The sequence below is a fragment of the Roseovarius sp. JB2-10 genome, from assembly GCF_055693585.1.
The window spans coordinates 1,923,169-1,939,238 of sequence record NZ_CM146337.1; the positions used below are offsets into that span (position 1 = coordinate 1,923,169).

The 16,070-nt window shown below is 54.7% G+C and carries 22 protein-coding genes; 13 read left to right on the forward strand and 9 right to left on the reverse strand.

The genetic code is table 11. The features are described from left to right. The first annotated feature begins 10 nt into the window (after window positions 1-10). Window positions 11-1,045, forward strand: coding sequence for a DegT/DnrJ/EryC1/StrS family aminotransferase (locus ACZ1HJ_RS09605; RefSeq protein ID WP_472722068.1), 1,035 nt, complete (start codon window positions 11-13; stop codon window positions 1,043-1,045). Here ACZ1HJ_RS09605 and ACZ1HJ_RS09610 read toward each other — a convergent pair. Further along, window positions 1,042-2,034: a sulfotransferase gene (locus ACZ1HJ_RS09610; protein WP_472722069.1), complete on the reverse strand. Its 993-nt coding sequence runs from the start codon at window positions 2,032-2,034 to the stop codon at window positions 1,042-1,044. The genes ACZ1HJ_RS09605 and ACZ1HJ_RS09610 overlap by 4 nt on opposite strands. Before the next feature lie 69 nt (window positions 2,035-2,103). Beyond that, entirely contained in the window at window positions 2,104-2,976 is an 873-nt protein-coding gene (locus ACZ1HJ_RS09615) for a glycosyltransferase family 2 protein (protein ID WP_472722070.1), read from the reverse strand. Between the two features lie 340 nt (window positions 2,977-3,316). On the opposite strand from ACZ1HJ_RS09615, the gene ACZ1HJ_RS09620 reads away from it, so the two are divergent. From ACZ1HJ_RS09620 to ACZ1HJ_RS09635, 4 genes are all read left to right on the forward strand, one after another. Then, window positions 3,317-4,186: an SGNH/GDSL hydrolase family protein gene (locus ACZ1HJ_RS09620; RefSeq protein WP_472722071.1), complete on the forward strand. Its 870-nt coding sequence runs from the start codon at window positions 3,317-3,319 to the stop codon at window positions 4,184-4,186. Window positions 4,187-4,234: 48 nt separating this feature from the next. Beyond that, window positions 4,235-5,140, forward strand: a complete 906-nt coding sequence (locus tag ACZ1HJ_RS09625; protein ID WP_472722072.1) for an SGNH/GDSL hydrolase family protein — start codon at window positions 4,235-4,237, stop codon at window positions 5,138-5,140. 117 nt (window positions 5,141-5,257) lie between these two features. Next, complete coding sequence (locus ACZ1HJ_RS09630; RefSeq protein ID WP_472722073.1) at window positions 5,258-5,716, forward strand: YHS domain-containing (seleno)protein; 459 nt, start codon at window positions 5,258-5,260, stop codon at window positions 5,714-5,716. A 247-nt stretch (window positions 5,717-5,963) separates the two neighbouring features. Next, window positions 5,964-6,350, forward strand: a complete 387-nt coding sequence (locus ACZ1HJ_RS09635) for a DM13 domain-containing protein (protein ID WP_472722074.1) — start codon at window positions 5,964-5,966, stop codon at window positions 6,348-6,350. 157 nt (window positions 6,351-6,507) lie between these two features. On the opposite strand, the gene ACZ1HJ_RS09640 is transcribed toward ACZ1HJ_RS09635, so the two are convergent. From ACZ1HJ_RS09640 to ACZ1HJ_RS09650, 3 genes are all read right to left on the reverse strand, one after another. Next, a complete protein-coding gene (locus ACZ1HJ_RS09640; RefSeq protein WP_472722075.1) occupies window positions 6,508-6,915 on the reverse strand; it encodes a hypothetical protein in 408 nt (135 codons plus the stop codon). 141 nt (window positions 6,916-7,056) lie between these two features. After that, entirely contained in the window at window positions 7,057-7,668 is a 612-nt protein-coding gene (locus ACZ1HJ_RS09645; protein ID WP_472722076.1) for a VPLPA-CTERM sorting domain-containing protein, read from the reverse strand. A gap of 185 nt (window positions 7,669-7,853) precedes the next feature. Next, window positions 7,854-9,056: a pyridoxal phosphate-dependent aminotransferase gene (locus tag ACZ1HJ_RS09650; RefSeq protein ID WP_472722077.1), complete on the reverse strand. Its 1,203-nt coding sequence runs from the start codon at window positions 9,054-9,056 to the stop codon at window positions 7,854-7,856. A gap of 87 nt (window positions 9,057-9,143) precedes the next feature. Between ACZ1HJ_RS09650 and ACZ1HJ_RS09655 the strand changes: the two genes are divergently transcribed. From ACZ1HJ_RS09655 to ACZ1HJ_RS09665, 3 genes are all read left to right on the forward strand, one after another. Continuing rightward, a complete protein-coding gene (locus ACZ1HJ_RS09655; protein WP_472722078.1) occupies window positions 9,144-9,548 on the forward strand; it encodes a helix-turn-helix domain-containing protein in 405 nt (134 codons plus the stop codon). After that, entirely contained in the window at window positions 9,541-9,819 is a 279-nt protein-coding gene (locus tag ACZ1HJ_RS09660; protein WP_472722079.1) for a succinate dehydrogenase assembly factor 2, read from the forward strand. The genes ACZ1HJ_RS09655 and ACZ1HJ_RS09660 overlap by 8 nt, the downstream gene beginning before the upstream one ends. A 136-nt stretch (window positions 9,820-9,955) precedes the next feature. Further along, on the forward strand, window positions 9,956-10,456 hold the full coding sequence (locus ACZ1HJ_RS09665) for a MarR family winged helix-turn-helix transcriptional regulator (RefSeq protein WP_472722080.1): 501 nt from the start codon (window positions 9,956-9,958) through the stop codon (window positions 10,454-10,456). Window positions 10,457-10,458: 2 nt separating this feature from the next. On the opposite strand, the gene ACZ1HJ_RS09670 is transcribed toward ACZ1HJ_RS09665, so the two are convergent. The 3 genes from ACZ1HJ_RS09670 to ACZ1HJ_RS09680 are packed head-to-tail and all read right to left on the reverse strand — an operon-like array spanning window position 10,459 to window position 12,337. Further along, window positions 10,459-11,211 carry a DUF1194 domain-containing protein gene (locus ACZ1HJ_RS09670; RefSeq protein WP_472722081.1) on the reverse strand — a complete coding sequence of 251 codons (753 nt, stop codon included), beginning with the start codon at window positions 11,209-11,211 and terminating at the stop codon, window positions 10,459-10,461. Further along, a complete protein-coding gene (locus tag ACZ1HJ_RS09675) occupies window positions 11,208-11,915 on the reverse strand; it encodes a DUF1194 domain-containing protein (RefSeq protein ID WP_472722082.1) in 708 nt (235 codons plus the stop codon). The genes ACZ1HJ_RS09670 and ACZ1HJ_RS09675 overlap by 4 nt, the downstream gene beginning before the upstream one ends. After that, entirely contained in the window at window positions 11,909-12,337 is a 429-nt protein-coding gene (locus ACZ1HJ_RS09680; protein ID WP_472722083.1) for a VOC family protein, read from the reverse strand. Before ACZ1HJ_RS09680 ends, ACZ1HJ_RS09675 begins: the two co-directional genes overlap by 7 nt. A 196-nt stretch (window positions 12,338-12,533) precedes the next feature. Between ACZ1HJ_RS09680 and thyX the strand changes: the two genes are divergently transcribed. From thyX to ACZ1HJ_RS09700, 4 genes are all read left to right on the forward strand, one after another. Beyond that, window positions 12,534-13,439: an FAD-dependent thymidylate synthase gene (gene thyX, locus ACZ1HJ_RS09685; RefSeq protein ID WP_472722084.1), complete on the forward strand. Its 906-nt coding sequence runs from the start codon at window positions 12,534-12,536 to the stop codon at window positions 13,437-13,439. Further along, window positions 13,436-14,101, forward strand: a complete 666-nt coding sequence (locus tag ACZ1HJ_RS09690) for a hypothetical protein (RefSeq protein ID WP_472722085.1) — start codon at window positions 13,436-13,438, stop codon at window positions 14,099-14,101. The genes thyX and ACZ1HJ_RS09690 overlap by 4 nt, the downstream gene beginning before the upstream one ends. A gap of 277 nt (window positions 14,102-14,378) precedes the next feature. Next, window positions 14,379-14,825: a CAP domain-containing protein gene (locus tag ACZ1HJ_RS09695; protein WP_472722086.1), complete on the forward strand. Its 447-nt coding sequence runs from the start codon at window positions 14,379-14,381 to the stop codon at window positions 14,823-14,825. 86 nt (window positions 14,826-14,911) lie between these two features. Next, complete coding sequence (locus ACZ1HJ_RS09700) at window positions 14,912-15,310, forward strand: DUF2177 family protein (RefSeq protein WP_472722087.1); 399 nt, start codon at window positions 14,912-14,914, stop codon at window positions 15,308-15,310. Between the two features lie 49 nt (window positions 15,311-15,359). Here the strand turns inward: ACZ1HJ_RS09700 and ACZ1HJ_RS09705 are convergent, their stop codons facing one another. Next, window positions 15,360-15,566: a cold-shock protein gene (locus tag ACZ1HJ_RS09705; RefSeq protein WP_306113661.1), complete on the reverse strand. Its 207-nt coding sequence runs from the start codon at window positions 15,564-15,566 to the stop codon at window positions 15,360-15,362. A gap of 165 nt (window positions 15,567-15,731) precedes the next feature. Between ACZ1HJ_RS09705 and ACZ1HJ_RS09710 the strand changes: the two genes are divergently transcribed. After that, window positions 15,732-16,046, forward strand: a complete 315-nt coding sequence (locus ACZ1HJ_RS09710) for an arsenate reductase family protein (RefSeq protein WP_472722088.1) — start codon at window positions 15,732-15,734, stop codon at window positions 16,044-16,046. Window positions 16,047-16,070: the final 24 nt, after the last annotated feature.

The window sequence follows — 16,070 nt, forward strand, 5'->3', positions numbered from 1 at the left end:
GGATCAGAACGTGGTAAAATTCGTCGAAAACAAGGTGCCTGATCTGACGCGTGTGGCAACGCTTCTGGAGGATTGCGCACGGGACAACACGTGGGCCAATCGCGGCCCGATTTATCACCGAATGGCCGAAGCATTTGCCGAACATCTTGAGATTCCGGATGGCGCTCAGGTCACACCTTGCGCAAATGGCGGCGTGGCATTGGAAGCAATGGCCCGTCTGCATGAAGAGGCGGCAGGAAAACCGCTGCGTTGGGTCTCCTCCAGTTTCAGTTTCCAAAACATGGGGCGCGGGTATTTCGCGGATGTGCAGTTTGTGGATTGTGATGAAACCGGATTGCTCGATTTGGAGGCAGTGCAGGCACTGGATCCGGATGCGTTCGACGGGATTGTTGTGGTGAATACCCTTGGGATGGTGCAGGATTTTTCCCGTTATATCGCCTTTGCGCGCGAGACCGGTAAAGCGCTTTTGTTCGACAATGCCGCGGGCATACGGGCTGGTGTGCCGGATTGGCCGTGGCAAAGTTTCAGCCTGCATCAAACCAAACCTTACGGATTGGGCGAAGGTGGATTGGCCATTACACCCGCTGATCAGGCAGAACCTCTATATACGCTCCTGAACTATGATGCGCCGCCTCAACCAGCCCATCTGTGGATGAACAATGGCAAGATTTCGGATATTGCTTGTGCGTTTCATCTCAGCCGGTTGGAGAAGGTGGCCGAGTGGGCCCCGCGCTACCACGAACAGGAGCTGAGAATTGAAGGTATTGCCAAAGAAATGGGCCTGCGCCCCTTGTTGCCCGTGGGGGGTATGACCCCAAAGACAAGCTGCGCCTTTTTGGCGGAAACGCCGATCCCGCTGGAACGGCTCCGGATGACGCGGCACATAAATTTTGCCAAGTATTACAAGCCGCTAGCGCCGCTTCCGGTGACGGAGCGTGTTTATTCCAATATTCTCAACATCCCGACCCATCCCGATATGGCGGGTGCGACCAAAGACCAGATCGTGGAAGACCTGACAACGTTGATTTACGCAAACAGCCTCTAGCGGGCCAGATAGGCGTTGAACTCTGCCTTGATGTCACTTGGAATTTCCGGCTGCGACACCGTTGTTTTGGGCAATTTGTTTTGGCCGGAAAGATCAACACCGCGCGCGGCGTAAAGAGACCTGAGTTTACTAAAGGCACCGTCCGGATCACCACAGAGCTGGGAATAATCCAATGACAGGCACCTGTCGGTCGGCAGATCGGAAATTTGCTGCCGTAAATCGCGCCGAATGGTTTCAATCTGTCCCATCACCTGCTTCGCGGCAGGAAGGCGGGACAGCTCGGCAAAATTGGGCGTCTGGAAGGAATACCAAGTCTCCCGGTCTCCATGCATCCGCTCCCTCGCGCGCAGCAATGACCATGCGGCGTCTGCCGGATCACGGTCCAGACACAGGAACAACGCATCTGGTGAATTTTGCGCAAATGCCGTGACCTGATGGTTGATGATCATGCCCTTGGTCGCAAATGGTTTACCCAACACATGCGATACCTCATGGATTTTCCGGGCAAAGGCTTCGAAATCCGAAGGCGCGGCCTGTGAGAGGTCAATGCCGATATCGCCATCTGACGGAAAAATTGCGCGCCAGAAATACCAGAATTCGTTTGGCGACAACACGCCCTTTGTCTTGCCCAATTCCGAGCTTTGCTCTGTTATGGCGAGTTCAAGGTCGGTAAATTCGCCGCGGAAATCATAGGCCGGATCGGTCAGCATTTGCTGGCATATGGCACCGATAGCCGGCGACTGCCAAAACCGTGCCATCAGGTTCGATGGATAACAAAACGCGCCGCTGGCGGCCAACCACTGCAAACAATATGTGGTCCCACTGCGGGGCGGTCCCAGCACGATCAACGGGGGCCGTTTGGGTATGTCAGGAACGGAAATCTGCGTGTCGGCGATGGCGGTGTTCAATTGTGCCAACAGCGTTTCAAGTGCCGGGTTACGCTGGAAATTCGTTGTGCGGTCAGATGTCATGCCTGTGCGCCCCCCCATGAAATCCCGCCTGCCTGCGTGCCAGGATCGTGCCCTGAATACCAAGATGCATCATTTTATCCTATGCGATTATCCGCGCGATCCGAACACAGGGGCGGTAAGCTCCATCATCCGGTCCGCCAGATTGCGGGTGTGTCGGGCCACACGACAGGCAACGCGGACGTTTCGCGGGATCGGTTTTTCGTGGCTGATCGCAGTCCAGAGCGCGTTGAATGGTGCCGGTGCATTACGCGCAATGTATTTCTGAACAACGCGCGTTTTTGCCAACCGCTCGTCATATGATTTCCCGAACCACATATTGTTTTCATGAATGCGGTATTTGGTCATGAATTCCGGGACCAGCCCGATCCAGCCGCTGCGGGCGATGAGAGCAAATTTGGCGTAGTCTCCAAAGCCGATTTCATCGAAATCCGATGGCAGCTCTGGCAATGCGGAACGTCTGTGCATGACGGCGGAGGACAGCAGGAAATTGGCCGGGGCCATGTCCTCAAAATAGTGGCGGTCGTTTCGGCGATCCTCTGCTGGAAACTCCTGAATCGTTTCACCGGTTTCACTGTTGAAAAACGTCGACAGCGTTTGCGAGATCATGCATCTGGGATGCCTGTCCATGTAATCGATCTGAGTTTGCAATTTATGCGCGCTGGTCCATTGGTCATCACCGTCGAGATAGGCAATGTATTCTGCAGAATAATGCGGCCACAGCAGCGTGGCGATCCGGCGGCCCTGCTGGAATTGGTTCTCAGTTTGCAGGATGCAATTGAACCGATGTGGATACCGGGTGGCGTAGTCTTCGACGATCTCGCGCGTGCCGTCCGTTGAGGCATCGTCATGCAACAGGATCTGAAAGTCGTGCGTCGTTTGCTGTGCGAGAATGCTATCCAGCGTTTTCGCAATAAAGGGTGCGTGATTGAACGTGGGCACAACCACTTGAACTTTAAGCATTTTCCACCACGTATCCAGATCGTATCGACGACGTCTTGCCTTGTCATTCGCCAGCGTGCTTCTGTAACGTGCACCGGTGTTATCGGTACTGCATGAAGCCCGCCAAATAAGCACCTCCAGAAATACCCAGCTTGCATGCTTGGGGCAATGATACCGGGTCGTTCGAGCGTTTTTTCTGTTTCATTGCAGTTTTGGTGCATCTTGAGGAAGCCGGGCCGAACGCGGATGACTTCAATGCCGCGATCGCAAAAGCGATCATCGCTTGCAATCTCGTGATTGGACTTTTCAGGCCAGATTGCCCTTTCTGGTGGCAATGCGATCAAACGATACGATAAAGCCCGTGTGGCATATCAGGAATGCGCTGTGTTTCCTGGCCGTGGCACTCAGCCTGTTGTCAGTGCCTTCGTCGGCTGCGGCGGGTCCCAAACCTGACATTTTGATCTTGGGCGATAGCCAGATTTCATTTGGGGCAGGCGAAGTATATCTTGATTTCTTTCAGAACCTGCCGCGGCATTGCAGTTTGACGGGTGCGCAACAGGATCGCCTGAGCAAGCTTGGTGACCGGCGCACGGCGGCGATCGGCGTACGTTCTACGTCGATTGGATCATGGGCAGCCCGGCGCGGTGCTGCCAAAGCCAGCATTTGTGATGTCGATAAAAAATACGGCGTGAATGCTGGCGTTTATGGCATCGCTGGCAATCCGGGTAGAGATTTCGTGCAAATCGGACAGGGGCGCGATTACCAGTTTTGCAAGGCCAACACCTCGGCGTTTGAGGCGTTGTTTGCGGATGGTTACTACAATCCCAAATTGATCGTTATGAACTTTCTCGGCAATTCTGCCAAGGATTGGGCCCGGGATGCGGCGGCCGCGAAATCGGATCTTTCGCGGGCCCTTCGGCAGGTTCCTCAGGATGTCCCTTGTGTTTTTATGACCACGGTGCCGGTCTTTTCGAAAAAGACGAATGATTTGCGCAGTCGGGCTCAGGACAGTCTTAAGGCGGCCATTGAAGGGACGAACGGCCGTTGTCATCTGGTCGAAGGTTTCACGCAAGAAACCCGCAATGCCATCGAAGGCAAGGCGCGATTTTTCTCCAGGCGCAGCGATGGAAGTGTCAAAGACCCGCTGCATCCCAGTATGGCGGCGGTGAAGCTGTTCATGAAAATCAACACACCAAGGCTATGCAGCGCGGTTCTGAAGGCCCTAGAGTGATCAGGGCGGTATTGACCCACCGGGCATGAAGGCAGGAAAGATCCAAGAATGAACTACCTGAAATCGATCATTACCTTAGTAAAACGCGTAACACTTGCCATGCCGCTGCTCATCGGCGCAGCACCTACGGCCCATGCAGAAGGGTTCGTGTCACCCGATATCCTCATCCTGGGGGACAGTCAGATTTCTTTTGGGTCCGGCCCCGCGTTCCTCGAATTTTTCACAGATATCAAACAACACTGTCATCCCAACGCTGAACAGGCGAGGTCACTGAAACGCCTGGGCGATATGACCGTTGCCGTAATCGGCGTGCGCTCCACCTCTATCCACTCGTGGACGGCGCGATCTGGCAAGGCCAAGGATGCAGTTTGCAAAGTCGATCCGAAATGGCGCGTCAATGCGGGTTCCTACGGGTTTCTGAACATGACCAGCAACAAATATGTACAAATTGGCCGGGGCAAAGAATATCAGTTCTGCAAAGCAAATACATCGCCATTTGAGGCCATGTTTGACCCCAATTATTATCGTCCAAAGCTATTGTTACTTTCGTTTTTGGGAAATTCGACCCGGCGGTGGTCGGAGAACAAGGACCTGGCCATCAAAGATGTCATGGCGATGATGCACCAAATTCCCGAAGATATTCCGTGCATCTTTATGACGACCGCGCCTGCGTTTTCCAAAAAGATCGTGGATCGTCGCCTGCGCGCGCAAAAAAACCTGATGGATGCGTTCAAGGAAACGGGTAACCGATGCACATTTGTGCCGGGTATGACGCCTCAAACAGTCGCCGCCAATCAAGGCAACAAACACTATTTCAGGCTGAACAAGAAAGGCCTTGTGAAGGACCCGTATCACCCCAACCAAGATGCCGCTGAAAATTTCTTTGCGCTAGAAATGGATGGAATTTGCAATGCAATCTTCCAGCAAATTGGGGGGCCATCCGCCACAAACTGACCTGTTTTGGGGGCGTTTGCACAACAAAAGGTGATCTTGCCCGTCTCCATCTTGATTTGATTTGGTCGCGACCTGCGCCTAGTTTTGTGGCCGATTGTAGATGAAGAGGACTGCCCCATGACGATGTTCGTGCGTTACATTGCTACCGCCATCTTTGCGCTTGCTTTGGGCGTGACCGCCGCGTTTGCCCAAAACCTGCCCGAGCTCAACCTATCAAAATCGGGTTTGGCCTTGCGCGGCGTCGATCCGGTTTCCTATTTTACCGTTGGCGCGCCGCAACGCGGGAGCAAGGAAATCAGCGTCAAACACGCCGGTGGCACCTACCGTTTCACGTCTGAAGAAAACAAGGCTTTGTTCCTCTCCGACCCCGACAAATACCTCCCAGCCTATGGCGGATATTGCGCCTATGGTACCGCTGTGGGCGCCAAGGTCGATGGCGATCCAAATCTGTGGCATATCGTCGATGGGCAGCTTTATCTGAACATCAACCGCTCGGTTGACCGGACATGGAAACGTAATATTCCAGGCTACATCAAGGATGCCAATGCGAAATGGCCGGGCCTAAAGTACCAGTAACATATGGCCTGGCGATTGAACGCGCTTCTCTGAAAATTTCAATTTTGAACAGCCCAAAAGGCCAGCGTTCCACATATGGCAAAGGCTGCGGGCAGTACCAACACTCAAATGCGATTTGAGCCTGATCGATCAATTGTGACAAACTCACACGAAATTATCCCAACGGATCACGTCACTGTCATGTGGGTTCTATTCAGACAATTTTTGAGTACTTGTGTCAGCACCATAACCTGATGAGGAACAAGACATGACCAACCGCAGAGTATTCCTGGCCTCCGGCGCCGCCTTTGTCGCAACAGCAATTGCCACTCCCGTGCTGGCGGGTAGCGAACGTTCGGGCAAGTTTAAGGGCGTCAGTGGCCACGTAACGACCGGACATGCCAAGCTGGTCACCAAGAATGGCAAATCCTATGTGGAGCTGCAATCGGACTTCACCTTTGACGGTGCGCCTGATCCCAAGGTTGCGTTGGGCACCAACGGCTATGACAGCTCAACACTGATGGGACTTTTGAAGAGCAACAATGGCGCGCAAACATATGAAGTGCCCGCCGGTGTGGACGTCACCAAGGCAAATGAAATCTGGATCTGGTGTGAGAAATTCAGCGTTGGTCTGGGTGTTGCGAAACTCAACTGATCGCGCGCCTTTCTAACCGATATGATGGGCTGTGACGGTCCTCTGATACAGGCATCGCCGCTGACCGGGAAACCGGGAACAGATGGCGGTGCCTTAAAATTTGTGCAGACGTCAGTGCTAGAAGCGGCGCTTTAAATGGCAAAAATTGGTGCGTGTGTCAGCCGTCATCCGACAGCAACCGGTCCGCCTTTTTGCGGACCAGCACAGTGCGTAGATCATGCATGGCCAGCAGGAGCGCGTCTGTCACTTCGTCGAGCTGCTCATCAGTTGCCTTGCCCTGGACCCAATGGGTTGTGGTGTTGAGGTAGTCAACGGCGCGGTGAATGTCGTCAATATCGCGGTACTCCACCAATTCCAACCGCTCCGCCATCCACTCTTCGATGACCTCCAGATCGCGTGCACTTAGCTCTCGCTCGCCATGTGGTTTAATCTCGCCTTTGCGGATATTGACCGCGGCGATCTGATCCATGTCGATCCGACGCTGGCGATTTTCGGTGTCCACACGGAACACAAAGGCGCCGTTCTCGCGCACTCTGAAATAGTATTCCGGCAGGTCTCCGGCCATGCTGCCCTCTTCCCATCTGGTCTTTGCGGGCCTCTTTTGTGCCACGTCAAATACAACCTAGCGGACCCAGCAGGATGGGGGAAGCCTGAAGAATGGCTCATCCCCGAACGGGACAGGCGGATGGGGCAGGGCGGTCGTCCATCAGATGTGTTTGGTACGCCGCCCGACAGCCAGCAAAACGCCAAAGCCGCCCAGTAAAAGAGGGAGGCCCGCTGGTAAGGGGATTGTTGCTGGAGCCCCGGTATATTTGAAGTCGAACACCCCGTAGGTGCCGTCGTTATTGGCGTCTCTGTCAAACACGACGCGATCAAATCCGCCCAAGTCTTCGAAGCCCTCAAATCCCCAGTTGTCGCCAATTGGATTGCCGATTGTGAGTGTGTTCAAAAAAGTGGCGCCATCAAAAAATGAAAGGTCGACGTCATAGATCAGGTTGCCGCCAAAATTGAAGCCGAACTGCGTGACCTTGAAATCAAAGCTCACAGTCAATTCGTCGGAGGCAACGACCTGTCGATCAATTGCGGACCCCCCACCATAGGCATTGCCGTCGATCAGGCTGTTGAACGGGCCGTCCCCCATTGTCGTGGTGAAGTCGCCAAAATCGCGTCCCTGGGCGTCACCCAGTGCTTCTGCATCAAAATCAAACATGGTTGCAGCGGGGTCAAACGCGCCCATGCCGATTTCGACAACGGCTGAATGGGCGGGTATCGCAAATGAAATCGCGCAAAGCGCGAGGCATGTCTTGTTCAGTTTCATAGTGTGAACCTCAAAAAAAATCGGGTTTTGAAAATGCGAATCTTCTAATGCCAGAAAATGTACCCGAAGCTCAGGCAATGCGTAGTGGGTTTCGTCGGTTGGTCCGCAAACTGGCGGTGTGACGCTCAGCGCAAAAAAGAAGGCCCCCGCGGGACCTTCTGTTCATTTTTGAAAGATGCGTTTGATCAGCTCAGACTGGCGCAAAAGTTCTGAATGCGGGTGCATGCCTCTTTGAGCGCTTCGTCCGATGTCGCGTAGCTGACACGGAAATTCGGGCTGAGCCCGAAGGCCGCACCAAACACCACCGCCACACCGGTTTCTTCCAGCAGAGCGGTTGCGAACACCTCATCGTTTTCGATCACGGTGCCCTTTGCTGTCGTCTTGCCGATCAGGTCTGAAATGGATGGGTAGACGTAAAACGCGCCTTCCGGCGTCGGGCAGACGATGCCTTCCGCGTCATTCAGCATTTTGACCACAAGATCGCGCCGCCGCATGAACACGTCATTATTGGCGGCCAGAAAATCCTGCTTCCCGTTCAGGGCCTCAACCGCCGCCCACTGGCTGATCGACGAGGGGTTGGATGTGCTCTGGCTCTGGATCTTGCGCATTGCAGCGATCAGTTTTTCGGGTCCCGCCGCATAGCCGATCCGCCAACCGGTCATCGCATAGGCCTTGGAGACGCCGTTACATGTCAACGTACGGTCATAGAGCTGTGGTTCAACCTGCGCCGGTGTGCAAAATTCAAAATCACCATAAGCGAGGTGTTCGTACATATCGTCCGTCATGATCCAGACATGTGGATGGCGCAGCAACACATCTGTCAGTGCTTTCAACTCCTCGCGGCTATATCCGGCACCGGTAGGGTTCGACGGCGAATTGAAAATGAACCACTTGGTCTTTGGCGTGATCGCGGCTTCCAACTGGTCCGGTGTCAGCTTGTACCCGGTTTGCATCGATGCCTCGGCGATAACTGGCTCACCACCGGCCAGCAGAACCATATCCGGATAACTGACCCAGTAGGGTGCCGGGATCACAACCTCTTCGCCGGGGTTCAGCGTGGCCATCAGGGCGTTGTAAAGGATTTGTTTACCACCAGTCCCCACACTGACTTGAGACGGGGTATAATCCAGACCGTTTTCGCGTTTGAACTTGGCACAAATCGCCTTCTTTAGTTCGGGAATGCCATCTGGCGCCGTGTATTTGGTTTTGCCATCGTTGATGGCTTGAATAGCGGCGGCTTTGATGTTGTCGGGCGTGTCGAAATCCGGCTCCCCTGCACCCAAGCCGATAACGTCTTCTCCGGCGGCTTTCATCTCGGCGGCTTTTGTCGAGACGGCGATCGTTGGCGACGGTTTGACGCGTGATAGTGTCGCGGAAAGCAGGTTCATCGGAGACTCCGGTTTGTATTGTGTATGCGCATCTCATAAGTAGTGCGGGAAGTTGGATCAAGCACGTTTGCAGGAAAGGAATTTGTTATGAACGCCGAAACCATCGAACATTGGTTCGACCCAGAGGCCACGACCTTTGGAGACCGTGTGGCAGGCGCCCGCGAGCAGGCGGGCATGACACAGACAGAACTGTCCAAACGCATGGGCATCAAGGTCAAGACGCTGAAGTCCTGGGAAGATGATTTGTCCGAACCGCGCGCCAACAAGCTGTCGATGATGGCAGGATTGCTGAACGTCTCTCTACCCTGGCTTCTGACCGGTGAAGGCGATGGCCCGATGGCACCGGATGACCGGTCACGGTTGTCGCAGGACGCCGCTAGCGTGCTGACTGAGATCAACAATGTGCGCGCGCAATTAACCGCGTCGACCGGGCGTCTGGCCAAACTGGAAGACACTGTGCGCGATATGCTCAAGGCAGAACCGGTTGACTGAACCACGTTCGACGCGGCTGAAGCGCCTCCACATGCGCTCAATAAGGCGCGGCATCAAAGAGATGGATATCATCCTTGGACGCTACGCCGAAACACGCCTGCCGCAGTTGGATGGTGAGCTCTTGGATCAATACGACGCGCTTTTGTGGGAGAACGATCAGGACCTTTATCAATGGGTCACCGGTCAGGTCTCCGCGCCTGAAAATCTTTCTGTGATCGTTGGGGATATCATGGAAAAGGCCCTTTCCCCATCCGGCTCATCCCAAAGCTGAAACAGAGGTTTGTGCGCTAAAGCCACGAAAATGCGCAATTTAGATTGCATTTTATCTGCTATTGTCTCCGTTTAACTGAATATTGGGCATTTGCCGCATATGTCTGTTTCCGAGCAGTATGTCACGGAGACAAATAATGAGTGTGCAAACCCCGATCCCCACGCCAGCTGGCAACAAGGAATTTATGACTTGCTACCTGGATGCACTGGCGCTGGTAGAGCGCCTGCACCGGCTTTTGCTGGATGTCATCAAAGATGAATTTGAACGCGTCGGCGTTCTGGAAATTAACGCGGTGCAGGCCCTGTTGCTTTTCAATATCGGTGACCATGAGGTCACGGCCGGTGAATTGAAAACGCGCGGGTACTACCAAGGCAGCAATGTCAGCTACAACCTTAAGAAACTGGTCGAAATGGGCTACATGCACCACCAGCGTTGCGAAATTGACCGCCGCTCGGTTCGGGTGCGCCTGACCGAAAAAGGGCGTAACATCCGCGATGTGGTGGGTGGTCTTTTTGAACGTCATGCCGATGGTCTGAAAAACAAAGGCGTACTGGGCGAAGACGGGATCGATCAGATCACGACAGCCTTGCGCCGGGTCGAGCGCTACTGGGCGGACCAAATCCGTTACATCTACTGATACTAGGGCAGTGAAGCCTCTTTGGATGTGATGTCCGGAGAGGTCTGGGACACGGTTAGGCCCGCAAGCTCACGCAAGAGCTTGCGGGTCATGGCATTTTGGAAGTCTTCAAAATCTCCTGCCACTTCCACAAACGCTCCTGGCCCTCGGATCACTTGCGCTTCGTAATATTCAAAAAGCGTCTTCACGTTACGCAGGTTTTTCGTCGTGTTGGCGCGCGAATTCGGCACCACAACAAGCCCGTTGATTGTGATGCCGCCAACAGCCGCATCTGGGATCAGACCAGGTGCAGGACCGATATTCGCAGGCCCATCACCTGATATGTCCAAAGTGCGCTGCCAACAGTTTTCGCGCCGCTGCAGGAGGCCCGCGCCAAAAACCATCGCCGATCCAATAGCGGTCGAAGGATCCGTGTAGCTGCCAAAGGTCCCGCGCAACCGGGTCGAAATCAGTTTTAGGACAGTTTCATCCATGACCGGCGTCCAATCGACCAGTAGCCGCTGTTGGTTCAAACCGCTCCACTCATAGATTGCCAATTCGATTGGAGCCCGCGGCATGGCCAGAAAGGCCTCCCTGACACGCGGGTCCAACAGCGCGGCGGCGAGCCCGTCGAGTTGAAGACGATATTCATCCTCATCTACAGACCCGGAGACATCAAGACCCAATGCCAAGGCCTGGCGGCATTGCCTGTCTTGTGCGTGTGCGACGTTGCCTAAAGCGCTAAAAAATATCAGAAATGCCGCGCGCCAAATCATCCGCGAGGGTCCGGCGTAGCCGTCGTTTGCTTTGGTTCGCCCAAAATCAAATCGCTGATTTCGCGGTAGAGTTTCCGCGTCATGGCCGCTTCGAAATCATCAAACCCATTGGCAACTTCGACAAAGGCCGCGGGGCCATGTTTCACCTGACTGTGGTAAAACTCCAGCACGCCATCCGGCCCGCCGGTAATGACCAGCCCGTTAACAGTCACGCCTTCCATTGGAAAATGACGATATGCTGTGCGCGGCCCATACCCGTGGTTGTTGCGGCCGTCGCCGGAAACGTCGATCACGCGACGTATGCAATCCGGCGCCCGTTTCAAAAGCAGCGCGCCATAGGCCACGCCATGCCCGAGCGCAGTGGGAAATTCGTCATGGCTACGCGTCATTCCCGCCAGTGTCACAACGGCGCGATCGATATCCGCGCTGCTTCGCAAAGCCAGCCAATCCAAATGTAGCTTTTGCTGGGTGCGCCCGCTCCACTCATAAACCGCAAGTGCGACGTCACCCGAAGCACCGCGCAATATGGCGTGACGAACATCCGGTGAATCCAACGCAGCCGCCAGACCACGCCGCTGCAAGTCATATTCAGCGTCGTCGACCGATGATGATACATCCAATGCCAAGGCCAATGCCAAACGACATTGCGCCTGAACGCTGCCGGCGATCATAACAGCGAAAAATATGACCGCGGCTCTTACCAATGCCCGGTGCTCTCCATGCTGACCCAGGGCTCGGCCGGGGGAAGTGCGTCGCCTTCCTGCAGCAATTCGACAGAGATATTGTCAGGGCTGCGCACAAACGCCATTCGGCCATCCCGCGGGGGTCGATTAATGATCACGCCATTGTCCTGCAGATGCTGACACATCTCGTAAATGTTGCCGACGCTGTAGGCCAGATGACCGAAATGCCGGCTGTCACTGGGCAATGCATCATCTCCATCCCAGTTATACGTCAACTCAACCGGGCATTCTTCTTGCCCATCAGGTGCCAGAAAAACCAGCGTGAATCGCCCGGCTTCGTTGTCCCATCGCCGTGTTTCCTTGAGCCCCAACAGCTCAAAGAATTTAACCGACGCCTCAAGATCTTTGACCCGAACCATCGTGTGCAAATACCTGACTTTCATCACAGCGCTCCTTCGCGTTTACCGATCAAAGGATAGCCGCCTCAGCCCTCATGTCGACCCCAGACACCCATAGCTCGCGCAGAATTAACCAAACAATGGTTGCTCTGACCAAATCCCTTGATATTGTCTGTACCCTCAGCATCGCCCACCAGATATAGTGGTACCCGAGTCGCTCGCCAGAAAAAGGAAACTGCCCATGCCGCTTAGCCCCGAACAGCAGGCCGAAATCGACGACCTGCGCAGCGCACCCACACAGACACTTCGCGCCACCGCGCCCGGCATGGAACAGCACCTTTACACCGCATACCCCGTGCTGGATCACGGCTTTGTCCGGGTCATTGACTACATGGGCGACGACAACGCCATCACCCAGGCCGCGCGCGTGAGCTACGGCAAGGGCACAAAATCGGTGCAGAATGACGAAGGGCTCATTCGTTACCTGATGCGCCACTGGCATTCGACCCCTTTCGAGATGTGCGAAATCAAGCTGCACGTCAAACTGCCGGTATTCGTCGCCCGCCAGTGGATCCGCCACCGCACCGCCAACGTCAACGAATACTCCGCCCGCTATTCAATCCTGGACCGCGAGTTTTATATCCCCGCGCCGGACGCGCTGAACGCGCAATCAGTGATCAACAATCAGGGCCGGGGCGAGGCGTTGAGCGGGGCCGAGGCCGAACGCGTGTTGAAATACCTGACCGAAGACGCGATGCGCTGCTACGACCACTACGAGGAAATGATCTCGGATGACGGCCAGCAGGGCCTAGCCCGGGAACTCGCGCGCATGAACCTGCCTGCCAACGTCTATACGCAATGGTACTGGAAGGTGGACCTGCACAACCTCCTGCACTTCCTGCGCCTGCGCGCCGACGCCCATGCCCAATATGAAATCCGCGTCTATGCCGACGCCATCTGCAAGATCACAGCGGACTGGGTGCCATTTGCCTACAAGGCGTTCGAGGATTACCGCATGGGTGGGGCAACGCTCTCCTCCACCGCCCTCGACTGTGTCCGCCGGATGCTGAAAGGCGAAGCCGTCACACAGGAAAACTCCGGCATGAGCAAAGGCGAATGGCGGGAGTTTGAAGGGGTTATTGGGTGAAGGTCAGCGCCAACGATCTGATAAGTCGACAGACACAGTTTTCCGCGCGAACGTTAACCATAGTTTCGGCAGTTGTCGTTTTTATCGATAGTTATGACCTAAGGCCAATCAAGTGGCCTTTGTTACAAGGTGACTTGTCTCTAGAGGCCTATAGAGTAGCGGCTATAATAGTTGTCGGCTTTAGCATTGTTTCGTTGGCCGTAAGTTGGTGGGGAGACTACATTGCCTACACCAAGTGGTTTAAGTCCAATGAGGTAAGCCAAGGCACTCTTGGAGCTATGAGCGCTCCAAAATCTACAGAACCGACTATTGCCGGTTTAGAGCGTCGATTAAACAGATTGTTGGCTGAAAACACCCGATTAGAAGAAGTTGCGGAAAAGATTGGAGAAATAGAAGGGCAGCAAGTTCGCGAAAAAGATGTGGAGATGAGAAACCAGCTTTTACTAGAGCGTGTCAGAACTGCGCTGGATCGAGAACACAATGCATTGGAGTCGCTAAGAAGTGAAATGAGTGGGCTTACGCAAATCTTAGAAGAGATACCACAAAATTTCACAGAAACCGATCGTATGGCAAAGTTCACTATTTTCATCTGGTTTTTGGCAATACCGCTGCTGATTGGCTTTGCTGCGTTAGTTTTGCAAATGGTTTCTGAGAGAGTTTAGTTTCCACGAAAGAAAGCGATCAGGCTTTTCTCTTTCCCGGCCGGCATCGCCGGGCCGCGCCCGACCCGCCCCATGGGCGGGCGCGATTGCACCGTTAGCCTCCCAAACCGACATTGCTCTGAAACGCACTGACCCTGCCACAATATCCCATCCACGCGCCAGCCTCGGGTCGGGCGCGGCCCTCTGTTGCGTCAATGTGGTCTGGCACTCGCGCGGCTGTGTGTTGAACTGAACCCACAAATGCGAGAGGGTTCGTCAAACACTCCGGAGCCGCAAGATGCGTTTCATTCTTTGCTTGTCTCTCGCCCTGTTTCTTGCCCACCCCGCTTTGGCAAAAAAGGCGGTGGACAACGTCAGCGCGCCCGCCACCGCGGCCGTTAATGCCATCCGGGCCGAGCATGGCGTCCAAGCCATCAAACCGGATCGCAAATTGACCCGCGCGGCGGAGACCCATGCCAAGGACATGATCCGCAAGGGATTTTTCAGCCATACCGGTTCTGACGGATCAACCATCGGCACACGCGCCCGCGCACAGAATTACCGGTTTTGCGTGATCAGCGAGAATATCGCCCAGGGGCATCTTGATGTGCAGCAGGTGCTGGCGGCATGGATGGCATCCACCGGCCACCGCGCCAACTTGCTGAATGCCGAGGTCACGGAATTCGCGCTGGTACGGGGGCGGGGTGATATCTGGGTGATGATGCTGGGCCGCTCGGGCTGCTGAACCGCGCCGCGTCGGCCGCAATGATTGATCGGTATTCCACGCGCCAACGTATCAACTTCAGTGTTTTTGAATAAGGTCACTCACCCATGCAAATCCTGACGCTATACCTTACCACAGCTGTGGTTTTCCTGGGCCTTGACGCGATCATGTTGAAAAATGTGATCAAACCAGTCTTTGAACGGCACATATCGGACATGCTGGCCGACAGCCTCAATCTCCCAGCCGCTATCGTGTTTTACCTCTTCTATATCGGCGGTGTGGTCTGGTTTGCGTCGCTTCCGGCTCTGCGGGAGGGCGCGCCAGTCAACGCGTTGATTTCAGGGGCACTTCTGGGGGCGATGGCGTATGGCACCTACGAATTCACCAATCTGGCCACGCTCAAGGGCTGGAGCTGGCAGATGGTGCTTGTAGACCTGACCTGGGGGACTGTTCTGACGGGGGTGGCTGCCTGGGCGGGCGTTATGGTGGCCCGCGCCATAGGGTAAGTCCCTTGGCGAAGGCCTTGATTTTCAAAGCTAAAATAACCTTTCAGGCTTACAGCAACTTGAGGTCCCCTGCCATCTGGCGCCCGTCGCGTCCATCCTGCAGTTCAAAAGAGACCTTTTGATTGTCTGCCAGACCCGTCAGGCCTGAGCGTTCAACCGCTGAGATGTGCACAAACACATCCTTGCCGCCATCTTCCGGCTCAATAAACCCGAAGCCTTTTGTGGTATTGAACCATTTCACGGTGCCATTTGGCATGCCGCTTCTCCTTCTTCACTTTCAAGTCCCCGGGGAATATGCCGGGCCATGTAGCGCGCGTCGCCACACCCTTGATGATTGCACGGCGCTTGCAAAAAGCAAGGGAAACCCCGTGACGTTTACGTGTATGAACGGTAAAGAAACGGGAAAAGTTGGGGGGAATCCGTGGTTCTATATGGCCTGAAAAATTGTGATACGTGTCGTAAGGCATTGAAATTGCTTCCAGATGCGCAGCTCTGTGATGTCCGTGCCGATGGCGTTCCCGAACACGTGCTGAAATCCGCCTATGCTCAATTTGGCGACGCATTGGTTAATACGAGATCTACAACCTGGCGGGGATTGGACGAGACAGAGCGCACCCGCGACGCGCTTGACCTGTTGACAGACCACCCGACGCTCATGAAGCGGCCTTTGATTGCCAAAGGAGATGCGCTTTTTCTGGGATGGACAAAGGAAGTTCAGGCAGCATTAGTTGGATAAGTGCGTAAACATGGTTAACTGGGT

Excerpts from the sequence above, each read along its gene's own strand:
- ACZ1HJ_RS09610 (WP_472722069.1), bottom strand. The coding sequence starts at position 2,034 with ATGGGGGGGCGCACAGGCATGACATCTGACCGCACAACGAATTTCCAG.
- ACZ1HJ_RS09615 (WP_472722070.1), bottom strand. The coding sequence starts at position 2,976 with ATGCTTAAAGTTCAAGTGGTTGTGCCCACGTTCAATCACGCACCCTTT.
- ACZ1HJ_RS09625 (WP_472722072.1), top strand. The coding sequence starts at position 4,235 with ATGAACTACCTGAAATCGATCATTACCTTAGTAAAACGCGTAACACTT.
- ACZ1HJ_RS09630 (WP_472722073.1), top strand. The coding sequence starts at position 5,258 with ATGACGATGTTCGTGCGTTACATTGCTACCGCCATCTTTGCGCTTGCT.
- ACZ1HJ_RS09635 (WP_472722074.1), top strand. The coding sequence starts at position 5,964 with ATGACCAACCGCAGAGTATTCCTGGCCTCCGGCGCCGCCTTTGTCGCA.
- ACZ1HJ_RS09640 (WP_472722075.1), bottom strand. The coding sequence starts at position 6,915 with ATGGCCGGAGACCTGCCGGAATACTATTTCAGAGTGCGCGAGAACGGC.
- ACZ1HJ_RS09645 (WP_472722076.1), bottom strand. The coding sequence starts at position 7,668 with ATGAAACTGAACAAGACATGCCTCGCGCTTTGCGCGATTTCATTTGCG.
- ACZ1HJ_RS09650 (WP_472722077.1), bottom strand. The coding sequence starts at position 9,056 with ATGAACCTGCTTTCCGCGACACTATCACGCGTCAAACCGTCGCCAACG.
- ACZ1HJ_RS09655 (WP_472722078.1), top strand. The coding sequence starts at position 9,144 with ATGAACGCCGAAACCATCGAACATTGGTTCGACCCAGAGGCCACGACC.
- ACZ1HJ_RS09665 (WP_472722080.1), top strand. The coding sequence starts at position 9,956 with ATGAGTGTGCAAACCCCGATCCCCACGCCAGCTGGCAACAAGGAATTT.
- ACZ1HJ_RS09670 (WP_472722081.1), bottom strand. The coding sequence starts at position 11,211 with ATGATTTGGCGCGCGGCATTTCTGATATTTTTTAGCGCTTTAGGCAAC.
- ACZ1HJ_RS09680 (WP_472722083.1), bottom strand. The coding sequence starts at position 12,337 with ATGAAAGTCAGGTATTTGCACACGATGGTTCGGGTCAAAGATCTTGAG.
- thyX (WP_472722084.1), top strand. The coding sequence starts at position 12,534 with ATGCCGCTTAGCCCCGAACAGCAGGCCGAAATCGACGACCTGCGCAGC.
- ACZ1HJ_RS09695 (WP_472722086.1), top strand. The coding sequence starts at position 14,379 with ATGCGTTTCATTCTTTGCTTGTCTCTCGCCCTGTTTCTTGCCCACCCC.
- ACZ1HJ_RS09700 (WP_472722087.1), top strand. The coding sequence starts at position 14,912 with ATGCAAATCCTGACGCTATACCTTACCACAGCTGTGGTTTTCCTGGGC.
- ACZ1HJ_RS09705 (WP_306113661.1), bottom strand. The coding sequence starts at position 15,566 with ATGCCAAATGGCACCGTGAAATGGTTCAATACCACAAAAGGCTTCGGG.